This window comes from Novosphingobium rosa NBRC 15208 (assembly GCF_001598555.1).
Taxonomy (GTDB): domain Bacteria; phylum Pseudomonadota; class Alphaproteobacteria; order Sphingomonadales; family Sphingomonadaceae; genus Novosphingobium; species Novosphingobium rosa.
Window position 1 is genome coordinate 12,075 of record NZ_BCZE01000047.1, and the last position, 19,115, is coordinate 31,189.

Consider the following 19,115-nt stretch of genomic DNA (forward strand, 5'->3'; position numbering starts at 1 on the left):
GTGTAACACCCTCGCATGTGCCTTTTCCTTCGCCCCGGCTTTGTCCCAACGGCCTCTTCATCCGCGCGTTCAGTCGTGGCATTCTCCCGAAAATCGAGTAGTTGCTATTTCCGATAGCGTTGGAGATGCTGCCGCCTGAGGCGCATGATGGAGTATGACGTTGGGGGACACGATGAATGAGAGCATGGTCGGAGACGCCGATCACCCGATGAGCGCTCTGCCGGGCTTCACCCTGCGCCGTGCCGCCAATGCGATGATGGCGGAACTGGCGGGGCGGCTTTCCACGCTCGATCTGAAGATTTCGGACGCTTCGGTGCTGCTGTTGGTGGGTAGCCGGTCGGATATGACCTCCAGCGACATCGGGCGGCTGCTGGATATACAGCGGGCCAATATGGTGCCGCTGCTCAACCGGCTGGAGGGCGCGGGGCTGATCGCGCGCGAGCCGATCGACCGCAAGTCGCAGGCCATCGTGCTGACGCCGGAGGGCGAGGCGAAGCTGGAAGAGGTGCGCGCCACCACCGCCCGTTTCGAGGACGATCTGATGGCGCGCATCCCGGCAGAGCATCGCGGGCATTTCCTGCCCGCGCTGAATGCGCTTCTGGACTGAGCCTTACCGCTTCTTTTCCATATTGGGGAGGAATGCGGTCAGCAGGCCGATGGCGGGCAGGAAGGCGCAGATCTGATAGACCGCCTCGATGCCCGCCCGGTCGGCGATCCAGCCCAGCACGGCGGCGCCAAGCCCGCCCATGCCGAAGGAAAAGCCGAAGAACAGGCCAGAGATCATCCCCACCTTGCCCGGCACCAGCTCCTGCGCGAAGACCACGATGGCCGGAAAGGCCGAGGCCAGGATCATGCCGATGATGACCGTCAGCGGGCCTGTCCAGAACAGGCTGGCATAGGGCAGCAGCAGGGTGAAAGGCAGCGCGCCAAGGATCGAGCACCAGATCACATATTTGCGCCCGAAGCGGTCACCCAGCGGTCCGCCCGCCACCGTGCCGACCGCCACCGCCGCCAGAAAAGCGAAGAGGTGAAACTGCGCATCCTGCACCGAAACACCGAAGCGGTGGATCAGATAGAAGGTGAAATAGCTCGTCAGGCTGGCGAGATAGACATATTTGGAGAAGATCAGCGCCAGCAGGATGGTGATCCCGCGCGCCGCATCCCCGCGCGGCAGTTCGACATGGCCCGCGCCCTTGCCCAGCTTGAGCCGCGCCAGCCCGTGATGGCGATACCATTGCGCCACATTCCACAGGATCGCGCCCGAGAGCAGCGCCAGCAGGGCGAAGAAAGCCAGGCTCGACTGGCCCCAGCGCACCACCACCAGCGCGGCGGCCAGCGGGCCCAGCGCCTGCCCCGCATTGCCGCCCACCTGAAACATCGCCTGCGCCAGCCCATGCCGCCCGCCCGAGGCCATGCGCGCCACGCGGGAGCTTTCGGGGTGGAACACCGAGGAGCCCACGCCCAGCAGCGCCGCGCCCAGCAGCACCAGCCCATAGGCATGCGCCACCGACAGCACCGCCAGACCCGCCAGTGAGAACACCGTGCCGCCCGGCAGCGCCATGGGCGTCGGGCGCTTGTCGGCATAGAGGCCCACCAGCGGCTGCAGGATCGAGGCGGTGATCTGATAGACCAGCGTGATCAGCCCGATCTGCCCGAAGCTGAGGCGCAGCTCACTTTTCAGGCCCGGATAGATCGCGGGCAACAGCGACTGCATCATGTCGTTGAGCAGATGGCAGAAGCTGATCGCTACGATCACGCTGAAGACGGTGCCGGTGGCCGTGGCCTGCGGGGAGGGTGCGGCGGCGGGGGGGCACGCCGTGGCGGTTTCACTCATTCTGTTTGCTCCTCTGGGAGACATGTCCTAGGCGTTTTTGATCTGTCCCGCTTTGGGCGATGGGTCATTCATGTTTGAGAACAGGACATTCCGGGACTGGAGCGGCGATCCTCCGCTCTATGATCTGCGCGATGAGTCGATCCCTCGCGCGGTGATGGCCATCGGCCATGACTATCCGCCCGATTTCGAACTGGCGCCGCATCGCCACCGGCGCGGGCAGTTTCTCTATGCCGTCAGCGGGGTGGTGACGGTCAGCACGCCCGAGGGCGCATGGGTCGCCCCTTCGGAGCGCGGCGTGTGGATTCCGGGCGGCACGCCGCATGCGGTGCGGATGGTGGGCGCGGTGCAGACGCGCAGCGTGCTGCTGACGCCGCATCCCGATCTCTCGCCGGAGACGGGCTGCCGGGTGGTCTCGGTTTCGCCGTTGCTGCGCCAGCTGCTGGTGACGGCGGCGGAACTGCCCACGCTTTATGACGAGGCGGGGCGCGATGGTCTGGTGATGCAACTGCTGGTGGCGGAGATTGCCGGGGCGCCCTCGATTCCCCTGTCGGTGCCCTTTCCGGCGCATGGGGCTCTGGCGGCGCGCTGCCATGCCTTTCTGGAGCACCCCAGCGCTGCGGCCACCATCGATGACTGGGCCGATGCGCTGGCGATGAACCGCCGCCGTTTTACCCGCCTGTTCCGCCGCGAGACGGGGATGAGCTTCGCGCAATGGCGCCAGCAGGCCTGCCTCTCCGCCGCGCTGCCCAGGCTGGCGGCGGGCGATCCGGTGACGGCCATCGCGCTCGATCTGGGGTACGAGGGGCCGGGCAATTTCTCGACCATGTTCCGGCGGGCGCTGGGGGTATCGCCCAGCCGGTATCGGCCCTGATTAGCCCACCACGCGGTCGATCAGACTGTCATCCGGCTCGATCTGGCCGTCGAGCATCAGCATGGCCAGCCCGTGCACCAGCGCCCAGGCCTGAAGCGTGCGCACCCCGGTTTCGCCGCCATCCTTGGCGGCCTGCGCGGCGGCATTGGCCTGCAGCAGCATGAAGGCCTCGGAATCCAGCCTGCCGCTCGCCTTGGACGCCTCCAGCGCGGGGGAGGCGAAGATCAGGCGGAACAGCGCCGGATGGGCCAGAGCGAAACGCACATAGGCCCGGCCCGTGGCGGCGAAGGCTTGCTTGCCGTCCCCCGCAGTTTGGGCCGCCGCCTTTTGCGCCGCGCCCAGCTGCGCCAGCCCTTCCATCGCCAGAGCGGTGAACAGCGCCTCCTTGTCCGGAAAGTGGCGATAGACCGAGGTCGCGCTGACCCCGGCGGCGCGCGCCACTTCACGCAGGGACAGCGAATCGGCGTCGCGTTGCGCCAGCAGGGCCATGCCTTGTTCGATCAGCGCGGCGCGCAGATCCCCATGATGATAGGGCTTTTTATCGATGTTGACACTGTTACTATCCTGAGTCATGATAACAGTGTAAACATTGGAGGCCAAGATGGAAACCCTGATCCGATCCGCAGTCACCAAAGGCGTGGAAGCGCTGGCCACCTTCAACCGCAAGCGTCTGCCCGAACCGGCAGGCGGCAACCCTTTCCTCACCGGCATTCACACGCCGATGGGGGAAGAGGTGACCCTCACCGATCTGGCGGTCACGGGCACGATCCCCGAAGGGCTGAGCGGGCGCTATCTGCGCATCGGGCCCAACCCCATCGCCGCCGATCCGGCCTCCTACCACTGGTTCACCGGCGACGGCATGGTGCATGGGCTGGCCATCGCTGATGGCAAGGCGCTGTGGTATCGCAACCGCTGGATCCGCTCCAACGCGGTGGCCAAGGCGCTGGGCGAAACCCCTGCGCCGGGCCCGCGCCACATCTTCGACAATGTGAACACCAATGTCGTCAGCATCGGCGGGCGTGATTTCGCGCTGGTCGAGGCCGGGTCTTATCCGGTCGAACTGGGCGAGATGCTCGATGCGCAGCGCTACAACCCCTTTGGCGGCACGCTGAAGGGCAGCTTCACCGCCCATCCGCATCTTGATCCGAAGACCGGTGAGAACCACGCCATCTGCTATGAGGGGACCGATCCCGGCACCATCCGCCATGTGGTGGTGGACCGCGCAGGGCAGGTGGTGCGCGAGGAGCCCATCGCCGTGAAGCACGGGCCGATGATCCATGATTGCGCCATCACGGATCGTTTTGTGGTGGTGCTGGATCTGCCCGTCACCTTCTCGATGAAGACCATGCTGGCCGGGCAAAGCTTCCCCTATCGCTGGAACCCGGACCATCAGGCCCGCATCGGCCTGCTGCCGCGCCATGGCACGCAGGAGGAGATCATCTGGTGCGAGATCGCGCCCGGCTTTGCCTTCCATGTCGCCAATGCCTATGACGATCCGCAAGGCCGCGTGGTGGTGGATGTCTGCGCCTATGCCTCGATGTTCGGCGAGGGGGCGCAGGGGCCAGATGCCCGCAACCGTGGGCTGGAGCGCTGGACTGTCGATCCGGCAAACCGCAGTGTGGCGATCACCACGCTGGATGGCGCGGCTCAGGAGTTTCCGCGCTGCGATGAGCGTTTCTTCGGCCAGCCCTATCGCTTTGCCTGGAGCATGGCATTGCCCGCAGATCCGGCGGATCGCTTTGTCGGCGCCACCGCGCTTTACGCCCATCATCTGGCGGATGGCACGCGTCAGGTTCATGATTTCGGCGCGGGCCGCCATCCCGGCGAATTCGTCTTCGTGCCCGAACACGAAACCAGCCCCGAGGGCGAGGGCTGGCTGATGGGTTTTGTGGTCGATATGAACAGCCAGACCACGGATCTGGTGATCCTGAACGCCCGCCGCTTCGAGGAGGCCCCCGTTGCCACCATCCGCCTGCCGCATCGCGTGCCCCCCGGCTTCCATGGCAACTGGATTGCCGAAGGAAACGCCCAATGAACGCCGTCGACATGAACGCCCCCAGCCTGCCCGCAACGGAGACCGCCATGACCCGCTCGACCATCATCCACTGGCTGCGTGACAACGGCCCCGCCTTCGCGCTGGATGTGGCGATCAACATCGCCGCGCCGCTGGGGATCTATCACGCGCTGCAGGGCAGTCAGGGGCAGGTGCCCGCACTGCTCGCCTCCTGCCTGCCGCCGCTGGTGTGGAGCGTGGTCACCTTCTGGCGCAGCCGCAGCGTCGATGCGCTCTCGGTGCTGGCGCTGGTGGGGCTGGGGCTTTCGCTGCTGGCGATGGCGGGGGGCGGCTCGGCGCAGTTTCTGCAATTGCGCGAGAAGCTGGTGACGCTGGCGATCGCTCTGGCCTTTCTGGGCTCGGCGGCGATCGGCAAGCCGCTGATCTATCCGCTGGCCCGCGCCACCATGGCCCGCGAATCCGCCAGATCGCTGGCCGAGTTCGACGCCAAGCGTGACGATGCCATGGTGCGTCACACCGTGATGGTGATGACGCTGGTCTGGGGCTTTGGCCTGCTGGTGGATTTTCTGGTCAGCGTGGCGCTGATCTATGCGCTGTCCATCGAGGCCTATCTCGTGGTCGGGCCGGTGATCGGCTATGGCGCGATGGGCGGTCTGGCGCTGTGGACGGTGCTTTATCGCCGCTATCGCGAGCGCCATGCCAATGCCATCCGCGCGGCCCGTGCCTCTGGACGCGAAAACGCCGCGCAGCCCTGAAGCTGACGGAACATTCCCCCCACGCCCGCGTTTCACCCGCGCAGCAGGCGCGCCCGTGGCGCCAACGGGCGGGATGCATGACGGACCTTACGATAATTTCCACCGGCAATGCCGGGCTCGACACCGTTCTCAAGGGCGGCATTCCCGCCAATCGGCTCTATCTGCTGGAGGGCGCGCCGGGCTCTGGCAAAACCACGCTGGCGCTGCAGTTCCTGCGCGAGGGCGTGGCGCGGGGCGAGCGGGTTCTCTACATCACCCTTTCCGAAACGCGCGAGGAACTGCGCGTGGTGGCTGCCTCGCACCGCTGGGAACTGGATGGTTTTGACGTTTTCGAACTGGACTCCACCGAGGGTATTTTCGGCGATGGGCGCGAACAGTCGATCCTCCACCCGTGGGAGATGGAACTGGGCGAAACCATCCGCCTGATTCAGGATGAGGTCGAAAGGGTCAAACCGGCCCGCGTGGTCTTCGACAGCCTTTCGGAAATGCGGCTGCTGGCGCAAGACCCGCTACGCTATCGGCGGCAGGTCCTGGCGTTGAAACAGTTCTTTGCCGGGCGCGACAGCACGGTGATCCTTGTCGACGATATGACCGGCGGGGCCGATGCGCGCGATGCCCATCTTCACAGCCTGTGCCATGGCGTGATCACGCTGGAACGGCTGACTCTGGATTTCGGCGCGGCGCGTCGGCGGATGCAGGTGCAGAAATTGCGCGGGGTGGATTTCACCGCCGGTTTCCACGATCTGGTGATCCGCCAGGGCGGGGTGGATATCTTCCCCCGCCTGATCGCCTCTGACCATCACGCCAATTTCATCGGCGATCCGGTGCCCAGCGGCATCCCCGAACTGGACGATCTGCTGGCGGGCGGCCCTCTGCGCGGCACCAGCACGCTGATTACGGGGCCTGCGGGGGCGGGTAAAACCACCATCGCGCTGCAATATCTCCATGCCGCCTGCGAGCGGGGCGAGGCCTGCACCATCTTCGAATTTGACGAAAGGGTCGGCACGCTGATGGCGCGCGCGAAAGCCTTCGGGCTGGATATTGCCAGCCATGTCGATGAAGACCGGCTGACGATCCAGCAGAACGATCCGGCCGAAATCTCGCCCGGCGAATTCGCCGCCCGCGTGCGTTACGAAGTCGAGCAGCGCGGCGTGCGCATGATCGTGATCGACAGTCTCAACGGCTATATGGCCGCCATGCCTCAGGAACAGCAATTGCTGCTGCAGATGCATGAGCTACTTTCCTATCTCAACCAGCAGGGGGTGGTCACCTTCCTCATCAATCCGCAGAGCGGGCTGGTCGGCACGATGAGCACCAATCTCAACATCTCCTATGTGGCCGATGCCGTGCTGCTGCTGCGCTTTTTCGAGGCGCAGGGGCGCATCCGCAAGGCGATCTCGGTGCTGAAGAACCGGGGCGGCAGCCATGAGGATGCCATTCGCGAGTTCCGTATCGACGGCAAAGGCCTGCGTGTTGGCGATCCGCTGGAGGATTTCCGCGGCGTGCTGACCGGAACGCCGGAGTATCTGGGCAATGCCGGGCCGCTGATGGATGAACGCGCCCGTGGCGGATGAGCGCTTGAGCGAGGGGCTGCGCATTCTGGTCTGCGCGCCTTTCGGGCGGGATGCCGCCAGCGTGACGGTGCTGCTGGAAAGCGAGGGCTATGAGGTTGGCATCTGCGCCGATGTCGCCGGCGTGGGCCGCGCCTTCGACGAGGACATCGGCGCGATCCTGCTGACCGAGGAAGCCTTGCGCGGCGATCTCTCGCCTTTGCGCCGGGCGTTCGAGGCGCAGCCGCCATGGTCGGACGTGCCTTTTGTGCTGCTCAAGGCGCCGCGTTCGACGCGGACCTCGCAGGATCTGGGCAGCCCCCTGCGGCTGCTCGGTTTCATCACCAACACGGTGGTGCTGGAACGCCCGCTGGGCGCCGCCTCGCTGCTCAGCGCGATTGCCTCGGCGATGCGGGCGCGGCGCAAGCAGTTCGAGATGCGCGACCGCATCCACGATCTGGCCAGCAGCGAGAGTCGGTTGCGCCTGGCCACGGCGGCGGCCAACATTGGCACCTGGGATTACGATCCCGTCGCCAACCGCCTGCGCTGGGATGAGCGCTGCAAGGCGATGTTCGGCCTGCCGCCCGAGGCTGAGGTCAGCTATGAAAGCGCCTTCCTGCGCGGCCTTCACCCGGATGACCGAGCCTTTGCCGACGCCGCCGTGCAGGCAGCGCTCGATCCCGCGGGCGACGGGCAATATGACATCGAGTACCGCACCATCGGCCTTGAGGACGGGGTGGAGCGCTGGATCGCGGCACGCGGCGCCACCGTCTTCGAAAGCGGGCAAGCGGTGCGCTTTATCGGCACGGTGATCGATATTTCGCAGCGCAAGCGCAATGAGGCGGCGCTCTCGGCCTCCGAGGCGGCGCTGCGCGAGGAAAGTCTGGCGCTCGATATTCTCAACCGCACCGGGCAGCGGGTGGCGGCGGAGCTGAACCTTGATACGCTGGTGCAGGCGGTGGTCGATGCCGGGCGCGAGCTGACCGGGGCGGAGATCGCCGCCTTCTTCTACAACCGCGTCGACGATGATGGGGAACGCTATCTGCTCTACAGCCTGTCGGGCGCGCAGATGAGCGATTTCGAGAAATTCCCCATGCCGCGCAACACGCAGGTCTTCAGCCCGACCTTCGCGGGTGAGGGCGTGTTGCGCTCGGGCGATATCACCAAGGACCCGCGCTATGGCCGCAATGCCCCGCATCAGGGCATGCCCAAAGGCCATCTGCCGCTGGTGAGCTATCTGGCGGTGCCGGTCACGGCGCGCTCGGGCGAGGTGATCGGCGGGCTGTTCTTCGGCCATATGCAGCCCGATCGTTTCGATGAGCGTTCCGAAAGGCTGGCGCTGGGTCTTGCCGCGCAGGCCGCCACCGCCATTGACAATGCCCGTCTGGTGCAGGCCCAGCAGCGCCTCAACCAGACGCTGGAGCAGAAGGTCACCGAGCGCACGCAGGCGCTGGAAAGCGAAATGGCGGCGCGCGCCAGCACCGAGGCCGCCCTGCGCCAGGCGCAGAAGATGGAAGCGGTGGGCCAGCTGACCGGCGGCATCGCGCATGATTTCAACAATATGCTCTCCGGCGTGATCGGCGGGTTGAACCTTATCAAGCGGCGCATCGCCTCGGGGCGGCTGGAGGATCTCGATCGCTTTATGGAGGCGGCGACCACCTCGGCGCATCGTGCGGCCTCGCTCACCTCGAGGCTGCTGGCCTTTTCGCGGCGGCAATCGCTCGATGCCCGCTCGGTGGACATCAATGCGCTGACCGAGGCGCTGACCGACCTGCTGGCCCGCACGGTGAATGAAAACATCGCGCTGCGCATCGAGCCGGACGAGGGCTGCCCCCATGCCATCGTGGACGCCAACCAGCTGGAAAACGCCATCCTCAATCTGGCGATCAACGCGCGCGACGCCATGCCCGACGGCGGCACGCTGACGGTCTCGGTCAGCACCGCCGAGCTGGAAGCGGGCGCCGGGCCGGAGATCGATGCGGGCCGCTATGTGGTGATCGCCGTCTCCGACACGGGTGTCGGTATGGCGCCCGAGGTGATGGACAAGGTGTTCGAGCCCTTCTTCACCACCAAGCCGATCGGGCAGGGCACGGGCCTTGGCCTCTCGATGGTCTATGGTTTCGTGCGGCAGTCGGGCGGGCAGGTGCGGGTGCACAGCGCGCTGGGGCAGGGTACGAAGGTCAGCCTCTATCTGCCGGCCAGCGACAGCGATGCCGATATCATCGGCGACCCCGGGGCCATCGTGCGCGAGGGGCAGGGGCAGACCGTGCTGGTGGTGGAGGATGACCCATCCGTCCGCCTGCTGGTGCGCGAGGTGTTGGAAGAGCTGCATTATGTCGCCGTGGAAGCGGGCGATGCGGCGCAGGCGATCCCGATCCTGAAATCGGGCCAGAAGCTCGATCTGATGGTGTCGGATGTCGGCCTGCCGGGGATGAACGGGCGGCAACTGGCCGAGGTGGCGCGTGAGCATCGCCCCGATCTGCCGATCCTTTTCGTGACGGGCTATGCCGAGAATGCCGCGATCCGCGCCGGATTTCTGGGCACCAATATGGATATGATCACCAAGCCTTTTGCACTCGACACGCTGGCGGGCAAGATTCACGAGATGATCGCGCGCTAAGGCGGCGTCTGATAAACCATGCCCATGTATCAGATTCGCAAGGATGACCTTTCGGGCGGGCCGACCCGTGCTTTGCTGGCGCTGCACCTTGCGGGCATGCAGGCCAACTCCCCGCCAGAGGCGGTCTTCGCGCTGGACCTCTCCGGCCTGCAGGTGCCCGAGGTGACGGTGTGGAGTGCATGGCGTGGTGAAAACATCGCCAGCATCGGCGCGCTGAAAATGCTGGGCGCGGATCATGCCGAAATCAAATCCATGCGCACCCATCCCGATTTCCTGAGGCAGGGCGCGGGCGCGGCGGTGTTGGCCACGATCATCGCCGAGGCGCGCGCAAGGGGCGTGAAGCGGCTCAGTCTGGAAACCGGCAGCGGGTCATCTTTCGACGCCGCTTTGACGCTGTATCGGCGCCATGGTTTTGCCAACGGCCCGGCTTTTGGCGGCTACGCGGCCAGCGCCTTCAACCAGTTCCTGCATCTCGATCTGTGACCGGGCCTTTCACCCCCTTGCCATGGCGGGGGAAAGGTCCACATTGCGGGGCATGACGTCCATGCTTTCCGGTTCGACCACTGCTGCTGCCAAGATTGCCGATGCTCTGGGTGAGGGCGGTTTCGTCCATGTGCCCGCGCCCGGCGTGCAGCAGGCCTTGGGCTGGACAGAGAGCGAATGGGCAGCGTTTGCCGCCAGTTGGGATGAACTTGGCCCCGATGGCTATATGGCCGATGGCGGGCGCTATCGCCTGCGCCGCCATGGCACCTTCGCGGTGCAGGGCGCGGAAGCGCAGCGTAGCCCGCATCAGCCGCATTTCCAGTCGCGCGATTACAATCCGCTCAACGGCGGGGTGCAGCGCTGGTTCGAGCCGATGAAGGATGTCGCTGCCAACAGCCCCGTGCTGCGCGCGATTTTCCAGACCTTCACGCCTGTGTTCACGGCCTTGGATGGTCGTGATCCCGCCACCCGCTGGCACAGCGAGGTCCATCAGTTCCGCATCGAAACCTCGCCGACGGAGACCGGTCGCCCCACGCCTGAAGGCTTCCACCGCGATGGCGTCGATTGGGTGCTGGTGATGCTGATCGACCGCCGCAATGTCGAGCAGGGCGAGACGGAGATCGCCGATCTGCACGGGAGAGCGCTGGGCCGCTTCACGCTGGGCGTACCGGGCGAGGCGGTGCTGCTGGATGACCGGCGGATCATGCATGGCGTTACGCCGATCCGGCCGATTGTCGAGGATCAACCGGCCTATCGCGATGCCCTGGTCGTGACCTGGCGCGCGGGAGATGAGGCCATGGTCTTGCCCGAGGATGCGGTGTAACCTCGCCCACGGCTTTTGTTGTCGCATCGTTTTGCGAAAAACCGGTTCCCACGTTTTCGCACGATGCTTTGGTGGGAGAGTTGCGATGCGCGTGATGGTTCTGGTCAAGGCCACGCAGGACAGCGAGGCCGGCACACCCCCTGACAAAGCCATGCTGGCCGCCATGGGCCGCTTCAACGATGAGCTGCGTGAGGCCGGCATCCTGCGCGCCGCCGATGGGTTGCGGCCTTCCTCCGATGGCAAGCGCATCGCCTTCGATGGCGCCGGACGCACGCTGATCGACGGGCCTTTCCAGCACACCAGCGAACTGGTCGCCGGTTTCTGGCTCTGGGACGTGAAGGATATGGCGGAGGCGGTGGCATGGGTGAAGCGCTGTCCCAACCCCATGCCCGGACCCAGCGAGATCGAAATCCGCCCGCTCTATGAAATGAGCGATTTTCTCTGACGTTCAGCGATGTGCCCCCTCCCGCCGGGAAGGGGCACGCATGGCTTACAGGCGCGGGATGTTGACCAGCGCCTCGCGGGTGATGTCCTGAATGCGGGTGCAGCCGGTCAGGGCCATGGCCACGCGCATTTCGGCCTCGATCAGGCGCAGCATATGGGCCACGCCTTCCTGACCGCCACCGGCCAGCGCATAGACCCAGGCCCGGCCCAGCAGCACGCCTTTCGCGCCCAGCGCCAGCATCCGCACCACATCCAGACCCGAGCGCACGCCGCCATCGGCCAGCACCGTCAGCCTGTCGCCCACGGCATCGGCGATCACGGGCAGCGCCCGCGCGGTGGAGGGCACGCCGTCCAGCTGCCGCCCGCCATGGTTCGAGACCACGATGCCATCGGCGCCCAGATCGGCGGCGTTGCGGGCATCGGCCTCGTCAAGGATGCCCTTGATGATCAGCGGCCCGTCCCATGTCTCGCGGATGAAGTCGAGATCGCGCCATGTGACGCTGGGGTCGAAATTGTTGCGCATCCAGGCGAAGAAGTCTTCCAGCCCGGTGTTCTCCTTCAGCACGGGCGCGACATTGCCCAGCTGATGCGGCTTGCCGTTGATGCCCACATCCCATGCCCAGTCGGGATGCATCGCGCCCTGAAACCAGCGGCGCATGTCGCCCAGCAGGCCGGGCGCTCCCGCGAGACCCGAATGATAGTCGCGATAGCGCGAGCCCGGCACCGGCATATCCACGGTGAAGACCAGTGTGGTGCAGCCTGCCGCCTTCGCCTGCGCCAGCAGGTCGCGCATGAAGGCGCGGTCGCGGATCATATAGAGCTGGAACCAGAAGGGCTGGCTGCTGGCCGCCGCCACCTCGGCAATCGGGCAGACCGAGACGGTGGAGAGGCAGAAGGGCACGTTCGCCGCATTGGCCGCGCGCACCGCCTGAGTCTCGCCGCGCCGCGCGTTCATGCCCGCAAGGCCGATGGGGGCCAGCGCGACGGGCAAGCTCTGCTGATGGCCGAAGAGCGTGGTGGACAGATCCAGCGCCGAGACATCGTTCAGCACCCGCTGGCGCAGCGCGATATCCTCCAGATCGGCGACATTGCGGCGCAAGGTCACCTCGGCATAGCTGCCTCCGTCGATGTATTCGAAGAGGAAGGGGGGCAGGCGGCGGCGCGCCAGCTCGCGATAGTCGAGCGCGGATGCGGCTTTCATCGGCTGGCCCCTACTGCAGGTTCACGAAAGCGCCGCCATCGACGAGCAGCGCCGCACCGGTGACATACTTCGCCATATCCGAGGCGAGGAACACGATCGGCCCGGCCAGATCATCGGCCTCGCCCAGGCGGCCCAGCGGCACGCGGGCGGCCATGCGGTCGCGCTTTTCGGTATCGGCCAGATCGTCCTTGTTGATCTCGGTGAGGATCGTGCCCGGCAGCACCGAATTGCAGCGGATGTTGTGCTTGCCCAGCGCAATGGCGGCGCTCTGCATCAGCGAATGCACACCGGCCTTGGTGGGGGTGTAATGGGTCTGGAACTCGCCGCCCACCAGCGCGGAAATCGACGATACCGCCACGATGGCCCCGCCCTTGCCCTGCTTCACCATCTGATTGGCGGCGGCCTGCACCATGTAATAGGCGCCGTGGAGGTTCACCTGAAAGGTGCGGTCCACCACCTCGACCGGCATGTCGAGGAAGGCGTGGAAGGGGCAGATCCCGGCATTGGTGACGAACACGTCCACGCCGCCCAAGGCTTCCACCGCCTTGGCCACGAAATCCGTCGCGGTGGCCGGATCGGCGACATCGCCCTGCACGGCCAGACCCTTGCGGCCCAGCGCCTCGATCTGCTCGATGACCTGCAAAGCGCGTGCCTCGCTGCTGGCATAATTGATCGCCACATCCGCGCCCTGACGCGCGGCTTCCACCGCGGCGGCGGCGCCGATGCCGGTCGAACCGCCTGTGATCAAAACGCGCTTACCTGCCAGCAAAGTCATCATTCTCTCCCGAAGTCATTGAAAGTTTTAAGGCTGGCCGCTCCAGCCGAGTTCGTGGCTGATCGCATGGGCCGTGGCGCGGACATCATCCCGCAGCCCGGCCATGCGGGTGTCATCCATATATTGCGCCGCGCTCGACACGCTGATCGCCGCGACGATCTGGCCCGAGGCATTGCGGATGGGCGCGGAGACGCAGCGGATGCGGTCCTCGTTTTCCTCAAGGTCGAAGGCATAGCCGCCCTGCGCATAGCCGCGCATCCGCTCCTGCCAGAGCGCGGCATCGGCATGCGGGGCGCCTGCGGCCTGATCCAGCGCGAAACGTTCGGCCAGCCAGCTTTCGCTCTCATCGAGGATCAGCGCCTTGCCAAGGCCGGTGCAGGTGAGCGGATGGCGTTCCCCCACGCGGCTGGAGATGTTGATGCGCCGCCGCCCGGTGATCTTGTCGAGATAGAGCGCGGCGGTGTGATCGCCGTCCATGATGCCGAGGTGAACCGTGTCCTCGGTCAGCGTGCCCAGCGACTCGAGATGCGGGCGGGCCAGCTGGATGATGTCGGCCTGCTCGCTGGCGCGGTGGCCCAGCGCCAGGATGCGCGGGCCGAGGCGGTAACCGCTGCGCGGCGTGTTGGCGAGAAAGCCGCGATCCACCAGCGCGCTGGCCAGACGATGCGCGGTGCTCTTGGTCAGGCCCAGTCTTTCAGCCAGTTCGGTGGCGGTCAGCGTCTGATCGGCGACCGCCTCGATCACGTCGAGGCCGCGCAAAAGCGTCTGCGCGCCGCCCCCTGCGCTGGAGGTTGCTTCGCTGGCGTTTTCGCCGGAGGATGGGTTGGTGGTTGACGCCATGATTTCCATATCCTAAATCACATTCCCACGATGTGGCAAGATGCTGTGCAACAAAAGAGCCCAGCCGCCATTCGGTGACGAGGATCATTCTATGCCCTTTCCACGTATCAAGCACGTTCGCGCCTTTACCGCAAAAGGCGGCGGGGCCGACTATCACGATCAGGGCGCCGGCCACTGGATCGACGACCATATTTCGACGCCCATGGCCAAGTACCCCGAGTATCGCCAGTCACGCCAGAGCTTCGGCATCAACGTGCTGGGCACGCTGGTGGTGGAGATCGAGGCCGAGGACGGCACCGTGGGCTTCGCGGTGACGACGGGCGGCGAACCGGCCTGCTACATCGTGGAAAAGCACCTCTCGCGCTTTCTGGAAGGGCGCGACCCGCGCGAGGTCGAGAAGATCTGGGACCAGATGTATTTCTCGACCCAGTATTACGGGCGCAAGGGTCTGGTGGTGAACGCCATTTCCGGCGTCGATCTGGCGCTCTGGGATCTGCTGGGCAAGCTGCGCGATGAGCCGGTTTATCACATGCTGGGCGGCGCGGTGCGTGACGAGTTGCAGTTCTATGCCACCGGCGCCCGCCCCGATATCGCCAAGGAACTGGGCTTTATCGGTGGCAAGATGGCGCTGCACCACGGCCCCGCCGAGGGCGAGGAAGGGCTGCACAAGAACATCGCCGAGCTGGCCGAAATGCGCAGCCGCGTGGGCGACGATTTCTGGCTGATGTTCGACTGCTGGATGTCGCTGGATGTCGACTACGCCACCCGCCTTGCCCATCGCGCCTGGGACGAATGCGGCCTCAAGTGGATCGAGGAGGCGCTGAGCCCTGACGATTACTGGGCCTATCAGAAGCTGAAGGCCAACGCTCCCAAGGGCCTGCTGGTCACCACCGGCGAGCATGAATCGACCCGCTGGGGCTTCCGCATGCTGATGGACATGGAATGCTGCGACATCATCCAGCCCGATGTGGGCTGGTGCGGCGGCGTGACCGAGCTCATCAAGATCGCCAATTACGCCGACAGCAAGGGCGTGATGATGGTGCCGCACGGGTCGTCGGTCTATTCCTACCACTTCGTCATCACGCGCCACAACTCGCCCTTCGCCGAGTTCCTGATGATGCACCCCGGGCCGACCGAGATCGTCCCCATGTTCGCCCCGCAGCTGCTGGGCGAGCCGGTGCCCGTCAATGGCCGGATCAAGGCCAGCGCGCTCGACAAGCCCGGTTTCGGTGTCGAGCTGAACCGCGACATTCCGCTTCATCGTCCCTACGCCCGTTAAGGATTTTACCCCATGAAACTCGTTCGTTACGGCGCCAAGGGCGCTGAAAAGCCCGGTCTGGTCGATGCGCAGGGCAAGATCCGCGATCTCTCGGCCCATGTGGCCGACATCACTGTCGAGGCGCTGCCGATGATCGCCGCCATCGATGCCGCCACCCTGCCGGTGGTCGAGGAAGAGGTGCGTTACGGCGTGCCGGTGAAGGGCATCGGCAAGATTGTGGCCATCGGCCTCAATTACCGCGACCATGCCATCGAATCGAACCTGCCGATCCCCTCCGAACCGATGATGTTCATGAAGGCCGTCTCCAGCCTGACCGGCCCGAACGACTTCGTGATGCTGCCCGAGGGTTCGACCCATGGCGACTGGGAGGTCGAGCTGGGCTTTATCGTCAGCAAGACCGCGCGCTATGTCTCGGAAGAGGATGCGCTTGATCATGTCGCCGGCTACGTGCTGGCCAATGACGTGTCGGAGCGCTTCAACCAGAAGGAGCGCGGCACGCAATGGTCGAAGGGCAAGGGCCATGACACCTTCTGCCCCGTCGGCCCCTGGCTGGTGACGCCCGAGGACATCGCCGATCCGCAGGATCTGCCGATGTATCTCGACCTCAATGGCGAGCGCATGCAGACCGGCAACACCAAGACGATGATCTTCGATCTGCGCCAGCTCATCAGCTATGCCAGCCGCTTCGTCACGCTGGAGCCGGGCGATCTGGTCATCACCGGCACGCCCCCGGGCGTGGGCGAGGGCAAGAAGCCCGAAAAGATCTTCCTCAAGGCTGGCGACGTGATGGAGCTGGGCATTGAGGGCCTCGGCACGCAGCGTCAGGACGTGGTCGCCTTCGATCTGGCGAAGCTGGCATGAGCGCGGTCTTCGCGGGCCGCTACAGCGGCCGCGCCGCCATCGTGACGGGCGGGGCCAGCGGCCTTGGCAAGGCGGTGGCCGCGCGCATCGTGGCGGAGGGCGGCACTGTCGCCCTCTGGGATGTGAATGCCGACAACCTTGAGGCCGCCAAGGCCGAGACGGGCGCCAGCTTCACCGTGGCGCTGGATGTCAGCGATGCGCAGGCCGTGGCGGCGGCTGCCGAGGCCAGCGTGCAGGCGCTCGGCAAGGTGGATGTGCTGGTCTGCTCGGCGGGCATCACCGGCGCCACCGTGCCGGTGCATGAGTTCCCGATCGACAGCTGGCTGCGGGTGTTCGACATCAACGTCAACGGGCTGTTCTACTGCAACCGCGCCATCGTGCCGCACATGTTGGCGGGGGGCTATGGCCGCATCGTCAATGTGGCGTCCGTGGCGGGCAAGGAAGGCAATCCCAACGCCAGCGCCTACAGCGCCAGCAAGGCGGCGGTGATCGGCCTGACCAAGAGTCTGGGCAAGGAACTGGCGGGCAAGGGCGTGATCGCCAATGCGCTGACTCCGGCCACCTTCGAGAGCCCCATTCTGGCGCAGCTGCCGCAATCCCAGGTGGATTACATGCGCAGCAAGATCCCCATGGGCCGTCTGGGCGAGGTGGAGGAATCCGCCGCGATCATCTGCTTCATGGCCAGCGAGGAATGCTCTTTCACCACCGCCTCGGTGTTCGACACATCGGGCGGGCGCACCACCTATTGATCAGCGTGATCCGGCGGAGCCCCCACTCAAGACGGGGCCCGCCGGGCATGGATCTTAACTGTCGCATCGTTTTTGCAAAAAACCGGTTCCCACTTTTTTGCACGATGCTCTGCAGGGAGCAGGACCATGGGAGCGATCCCCTTTGTCGATGCGCATATCCATCTCTGGAAGCTCAACCATCTGCGCTATGCGTGGCTGACCGGGCCCTTTGACGACAATGGCCCTAACGGCAGCGTGGAGGCCATCGCGCAGGATTACCTCACCGCAGATTACCGCCGTGATCTGGCCGACTGGAACCCCGTTGGCGCGGTGCATGTCGATGCCGGGGCCGATGGCGCGCAGGCCATCGACGAGACGCATTGGCTCAACGGCCAGGCCGAGCAGGATGGAACCTTCCCCACCGGTCTGGTGGCCTTCGCCGCGCTGGACGATCCGCAGATCGACATCCTGCTGGCGGCTCAGGCGCGGCATGACCGGGTGCGCGGCATCCGCCATATCATCAACTGGCATGCCGACCCCAAGCGCAGCTACACCCCGCGCGATGTGACGCAGGACGAGGCATGGCAGGCCGGTTTCGCCAGGCTGGGCGAACATGGGCTGTCCTTCGATCTGCAATGCTATCCCGGCCAGTTCGCGGGCCTTGCGCCGCTGATCGCGCGCCATCCCGAAATCCCAGTCATCATCAACCATATGGGCATGCCGGTGATCACCGACGCCGATGGGTTGGAAACATGGCGCAGCGGTTTGCGCGCTCTGGCGGCGCTGCCGCATGTGTCGATCAAGCTGTCGGGCCTTGGCTTTATCCGGCGCGACTGGGATCAGGCGCTGGTGCTGCCGCTGCTGCGCGAGGCGGTCGATCTTTTCGGTACGCAGCGCGCCATGATCGCCAGCGACACGCCCACCGACAAGCTGTTCGCCCCGCTGTCGCGCTATCTGGAGACCTATCGGGCCTTCACCGCAAGCTTCAGTGAAGACGAGCAGCGCGACCTGTGGGGCCGCAACGCCAACCGTATCTACCGCCTCGGCCTCGACCTTTAAGGATCAGCGGATATGGAAAAGATCGCCTTCAGGATGACCCTCAAACCGGGCCATCTCGACGAATACCGCAAGCGCCATGACGAAATCTGGCCCGATTTGGTCGAGGCCCTGAAGGCTGCCGGCATCCGCGATTATTCGATCCATTATGACGCCGCCACCAACGCCCTCTTCGCCACGCTGTGGCGCGAGGAGGGCCATACGATGGATGCGCTTCCCTCGCTGGAGGTGATGCAGCGCTGGTGGACCTCCATGGCGCCGCTGATGGAAACCAACCCCGATGGCTCGCCGGTCAGCGTGCCGCTGGAGACGGTGTTTCACCTCGCCTGATTTGATTGATTATGGGGAGCAGGCAAAAGCCGCTCCGGGAGAGACCAAATGGATGCCAACCCGCTGATCGGCGTATTCTACCACTGGCTGGGGGGGCTTTCCTCGGCCAGCTTCTATGTGCCCTATCGCGGCATCAAGCGCTGGAACTGGGAGATTTTCTGGCTGACGGGCGGTGTCTTCTCCTGGGTGGTGATGCCCTGGGTGATGGGCAGCCTGCTGGTGCCCGATCTCTTCGCCATCATGGCGGAAATCCCGGCGCGGATCGTCGGGCTCTGCGTGCTGTTCGGCGTGATGTGGGGCTTTGGCGGCCTGACTTATGGGCTCACCATGCGTTACCTCGGCCTGTCGCTGGGCATGGCGGTGGTGCTGGGGCTCTGCACGGTGTTCGGCACGCTGATCCCGCCGCTGGTGCAGGGCGATTTCGCGGCCAAGCTGCTCGATACGCTCTCGGGCCGGATCGTGCTGCTGGGGCTGGGGATCACCGTGCTGGGCATCTGCGTGGTGGCCATGGCCGGCGCCGCCAAGGACCGCGCGCAGTCGCCGGAGGAAAAGGCCGCCACCGTGGCCGAGTTCAACTTCCGCAAGGGCATCCTTGTGGCGATCTTCTCGGGCGTGATGTCGGCCTGCTTCGCCTTTGGCCTTGCGGCGGGC

General features: G+C 65.5%; 20 protein-coding genes. 15 read left to right on the forward strand and 5 right to left on the reverse strand.

Translation table 11 applies throughout. The features are described from left to right. Positions 1-154: 154 nt before the first annotated feature. The gene (locus tag SR3_RS17935) at positions 155-607 is read left to right on the forward strand and encodes a MarR family winged helix-turn-helix transcriptional regulator (protein ID WP_245653972.1); all 453 of its coding nucleotides are present in this window, start codon (positions 155-157) and stop codon (positions 605-607) included. A gap of 3 nt (positions 608-610) precedes the next feature. Here the strand turns inward: SR3_RS17935 and SR3_RS17940 are convergent, their stop codons facing one another. Then, positions 611-1,834 (reverse strand): MFS transporter, encoded by a 1,224-nt coding sequence (locus SR3_RS17940; protein WP_068089324.1) that lies wholly within the window; start codon positions 1,832-1,834, stop codon positions 611-613. A 70-nt stretch (positions 1,835-1,904) separates the two neighbouring features. On the opposite strand from SR3_RS17940, the gene SR3_RS17945 reads away from it, so the two are divergent. Further along, positions 1,905-2,705, forward strand: a complete 801-nt coding sequence (locus tag SR3_RS17945; RefSeq protein ID WP_084455690.1) for an AraC family transcriptional regulator — start codon at positions 1,905-1,907, stop codon at positions 2,703-2,705. Here the strand turns inward: SR3_RS17945 and SR3_RS17950 are convergent, their stop codons facing one another. After that, positions 2,706-3,278, reverse strand: coding sequence for a TetR/AcrR family transcriptional regulator (locus tag SR3_RS17950; protein ID WP_068089326.1), 573 nt, complete (start codon positions 3,276-3,278; stop codon positions 2,706-2,708). It lies immediately after the preceding gene. A 28-nt stretch (positions 3,279-3,306) separates the two neighbouring features. On the opposite strand from SR3_RS17950, the gene SR3_RS17955 reads away from it, so the two are divergent. From SR3_RS17955 to SR3_RS17985, 7 genes are all read left to right on the forward strand, one after another. Further along, the gene (locus tag SR3_RS17955) at positions 3,307-4,740 is read left to right on the forward strand and encodes an 8'-apo-carotenoid 13,14-cleaving dioxygenase (protein WP_068089367.1); all 1,434 of its coding nucleotides are present in this window, start codon (positions 3,307-3,309) and stop codon (positions 4,738-4,740) included. After that, entirely contained in the window at positions 4,737-5,474 is a 738-nt protein-coding gene (locus tag SR3_RS17960) for a VC0807 family protein (RefSeq protein WP_157098935.1), read from the forward strand. The genes SR3_RS17955 and SR3_RS17960 overlap by 4 nt, the downstream gene beginning before the upstream one ends. 77 nt (positions 5,475-5,551) lie before the next feature. Continuing rightward, positions 5,552-7,048 (forward strand): ATPase domain-containing protein, encoded by a 1,497-nt coding sequence (locus SR3_RS17965; protein WP_068089329.1) that lies wholly within the window; start codon positions 5,552-5,554, stop codon positions 7,046-7,048. Continuing rightward, positions 7,038-9,644 carry a hybrid sensor histidine kinase/response regulator gene (locus SR3_RS17970; protein WP_068089372.1) on the forward strand — a complete coding sequence of 869 codons (2,607 nt, stop codon included), beginning with the start codon at positions 7,038-7,040 and terminating at the stop codon, positions 9,642-9,644. Before SR3_RS17965 ends, SR3_RS17970 begins: the two co-directional genes overlap by 11 nt. A gap of 24 nt (positions 9,645-9,668) precedes the next feature. After that, positions 9,669-10,127 carry a GNAT family N-acetyltransferase gene (locus SR3_RS17975; protein ID WP_068089332.1) on the forward strand — a complete coding sequence of 153 codons (459 nt, stop codon included), beginning with the start codon at positions 9,669-9,671 and terminating at the stop codon, positions 10,125-10,127. Positions 10,128-10,179: 52 nt separating this feature from the next. Then, positions 10,180-10,950, forward strand: coding sequence for a 2OG-Fe dioxygenase family protein (locus tag SR3_RS17980; RefSeq protein ID WP_245653973.1), 771 nt, complete (start codon positions 10,180-10,182; stop codon positions 10,948-10,950). Between the two features lie 85 nt (positions 10,951-11,035). Next, positions 11,036-11,395 carry a YciI family protein gene (locus tag SR3_RS17985; protein WP_068089338.1) on the forward strand — a complete coding sequence of 120 codons (360 nt, stop codon included), beginning with the start codon at positions 11,036-11,038 and terminating at the stop codon, positions 11,393-11,395. Between the two features lie 45 nt (positions 11,396-11,440). Here SR3_RS17985 and lldD read toward each other — a convergent pair whose 3' ends face one another. From lldD to SR3_RS18000, 3 genes are read right to left on the reverse strand one after another with little or no spacing between them, the layout of a single operon-like run. Beyond that, positions 11,441-12,595, reverse strand: coding sequence for an FMN-dependent L-lactate dehydrogenase LldD (lldD, locus tag SR3_RS17990; RefSeq protein WP_068089341.1), 1,155 nt, complete (start codon positions 12,593-12,595; stop codon positions 11,441-11,443). 10 nt (positions 12,596-12,605) lie between these two features. Beyond that, a complete protein-coding gene (locus tag SR3_RS17995) occupies positions 12,606-13,370 on the reverse strand; it encodes an SDR family NAD(P)-dependent oxidoreductase (RefSeq protein ID WP_068089375.1) in 765 nt (254 codons plus the stop codon). 27 nt (positions 13,371-13,397) lie between these two features. After that, complete coding sequence (locus tag SR3_RS18000) at positions 13,398-14,210, reverse strand: IclR family transcriptional regulator (RefSeq protein ID WP_068089378.1); 813 nt, start codon at positions 14,208-14,210, stop codon at positions 13,398-13,400. A 91-nt stretch (positions 14,211-14,301) separates the two neighbouring features. Between SR3_RS18000 and rhmD the strand changes: the two genes are divergently transcribed. The 6 genes from rhmD to SR3_RS18030 all read left to right on the forward strand — a co-directional run. Continuing rightward, positions 14,302-15,489: an L-rhamnonate dehydratase gene (rhmD, locus tag SR3_RS18005; protein ID WP_068089344.1), complete on the forward strand. Its 1,188-nt coding sequence runs from the start codon at positions 14,302-14,304 to the stop codon at positions 15,487-15,489. A gap of 12 nt (positions 15,490-15,501) precedes the next feature. Beyond that, positions 15,502-16,350, forward strand: coding sequence for a fumarylacetoacetate hydrolase family protein (locus SR3_RS18010; protein ID WP_068089347.1), 849 nt, complete (start codon positions 15,502-15,504; stop codon positions 16,348-16,350). Further along, complete coding sequence (locus SR3_RS18015) at positions 16,347-17,099, forward strand: SDR family NAD(P)-dependent oxidoreductase (RefSeq protein ID WP_068089350.1); 753 nt, start codon at positions 16,347-16,349, stop codon at positions 17,097-17,099. Before SR3_RS18010 ends, SR3_RS18015 begins: the two co-directional genes overlap by 4 nt. A 126-nt stretch (positions 17,100-17,225) precedes the next feature. Further along, on the forward strand, positions 17,226-18,137 hold the full coding sequence (locus tag SR3_RS18020; RefSeq protein WP_068089352.1) for an amidohydrolase family protein: 912 nt from the start codon (positions 17,226-17,228) through the stop codon (positions 18,135-18,137). A 12-nt stretch (positions 18,138-18,149) separates the two neighbouring features. After that, positions 18,150-18,464, forward strand: a complete 315-nt coding sequence (gene rhaM, locus SR3_RS18025) for an L-rhamnose mutarotase (RefSeq protein WP_068089355.1) — start codon at positions 18,150-18,152, stop codon at positions 18,462-18,464. Positions 18,465-18,512: 48 nt separating this feature from the next. Then, on the forward strand, positions 18,513-19,115 hold a 603-nt coding region (locus SR3_RS18030), incomplete at its 3' end, for an L-rhamnose/proton symporter RhaT (RefSeq protein ID WP_281198732.1).

What these genes read in the sequence shown, in the direction of transcription:
- SR3_RS17935 (WP_245653972.1), top strand. Translation starts at nt 155, where the DNA reads ATGACGTTGGGGGACACGATGAATGAGAGCATGGTCGGAGACGCCGAT.
- SR3_RS17940 (WP_068089324.1), bottom strand. Translation starts at nt 1,834, where the DNA reads ATGAGTGAAACCGCCACGGCGTGCCCCCCCGCCGCCGCACCCTCCCCG.
- SR3_RS17945 (WP_084455690.1), top strand. Translation starts at nt 1,905, where the DNA reads ATGTTTGAGAACAGGACATTCCGGGACTGGAGCGGCGATCCTCCGCTC.
- SR3_RS17950 (WP_068089326.1), bottom strand. Translation starts at nt 3,278, where the DNA reads ATGACTCAGGATAGTAACAGTGTCAACATCGATAAAAAGCCCTATCAT.
- SR3_RS17955 (WP_068089367.1), top strand. Translation starts at nt 3,307, where the DNA reads ATGGAAACCCTGATCCGATCCGCAGTCACCAAAGGCGTGGAAGCGCTG.
- SR3_RS17960 (WP_157098935.1), top strand. Translation starts at nt 4,737, where the DNA reads ATGAACGCCGTCGACATGAACGCCCCCAGCCTGCCCGCAACGGAGACC.
- SR3_RS17965 (WP_068089329.1), top strand. Translation starts at nt 5,552, where the DNA reads ATGACGGACCTTACGATAATTTCCACCGGCAATGCCGGGCTCGACACC.
- SR3_RS17975 (WP_068089332.1), top strand. Translation starts at nt 9,669, where the DNA reads ATGTATCAGATTCGCAAGGATGACCTTTCGGGCGGGCCGACCCGTGCT.
- SR3_RS17980 (WP_245653973.1), top strand. Translation starts at nt 10,180, where the DNA reads ATGACGTCCATGCTTTCCGGTTCGACCACTGCTGCTGCCAAGATTGCC.
- SR3_RS17985 (WP_068089338.1), top strand. Translation starts at nt 11,036, where the DNA reads ATGCGCGTGATGGTTCTGGTCAAGGCCACGCAGGACAGCGAGGCCGGC.
- lldD (WP_068089341.1), bottom strand. Translation starts at nt 12,595, where the DNA reads ATGAAAGCCGCATCCGCGCTCGACTATCGCGAGCTGGCGCGCCGCCGC.
- SR3_RS17995 (WP_068089375.1), bottom strand. Translation starts at nt 13,370, where the DNA reads ATGACTTTGCTGGCAGGTAAGCGCGTTTTGATCACAGGCGGTTCGACC.
- SR3_RS18000 (WP_068089378.1), bottom strand. Translation starts at nt 14,210, where the DNA reads ATGGCGTCAACCACCAACCCATCCTCCGGCGAAAACGCCAGCGAAGCA.
- rhmD (WP_068089344.1), top strand. Translation starts at nt 14,302, where the DNA reads ATGCCCTTTCCACGTATCAAGCACGTTCGCGCCTTTACCGCAAAAGGC.
- SR3_RS18010 (WP_068089347.1), top strand. Translation starts at nt 15,502, where the DNA reads ATGAAACTCGTTCGTTACGGCGCCAAGGGCGCTGAAAAGCCCGGTCTG.
- SR3_RS18015 (WP_068089350.1), top strand. Translation starts at nt 16,347, where the DNA reads ATGAGCGCGGTCTTCGCGGGCCGCTACAGCGGCCGCGCCGCCATCGTG.
- SR3_RS18020 (WP_068089352.1), top strand. Translation starts at nt 17,226, where the DNA reads ATGGGAGCGATCCCCTTTGTCGATGCGCATATCCATCTCTGGAAGCTC.
- rhaM (WP_068089355.1), top strand. Translation starts at nt 18,150, where the DNA reads ATGGAAAAGATCGCCTTCAGGATGACCCTCAAACCGGGCCATCTCGAC.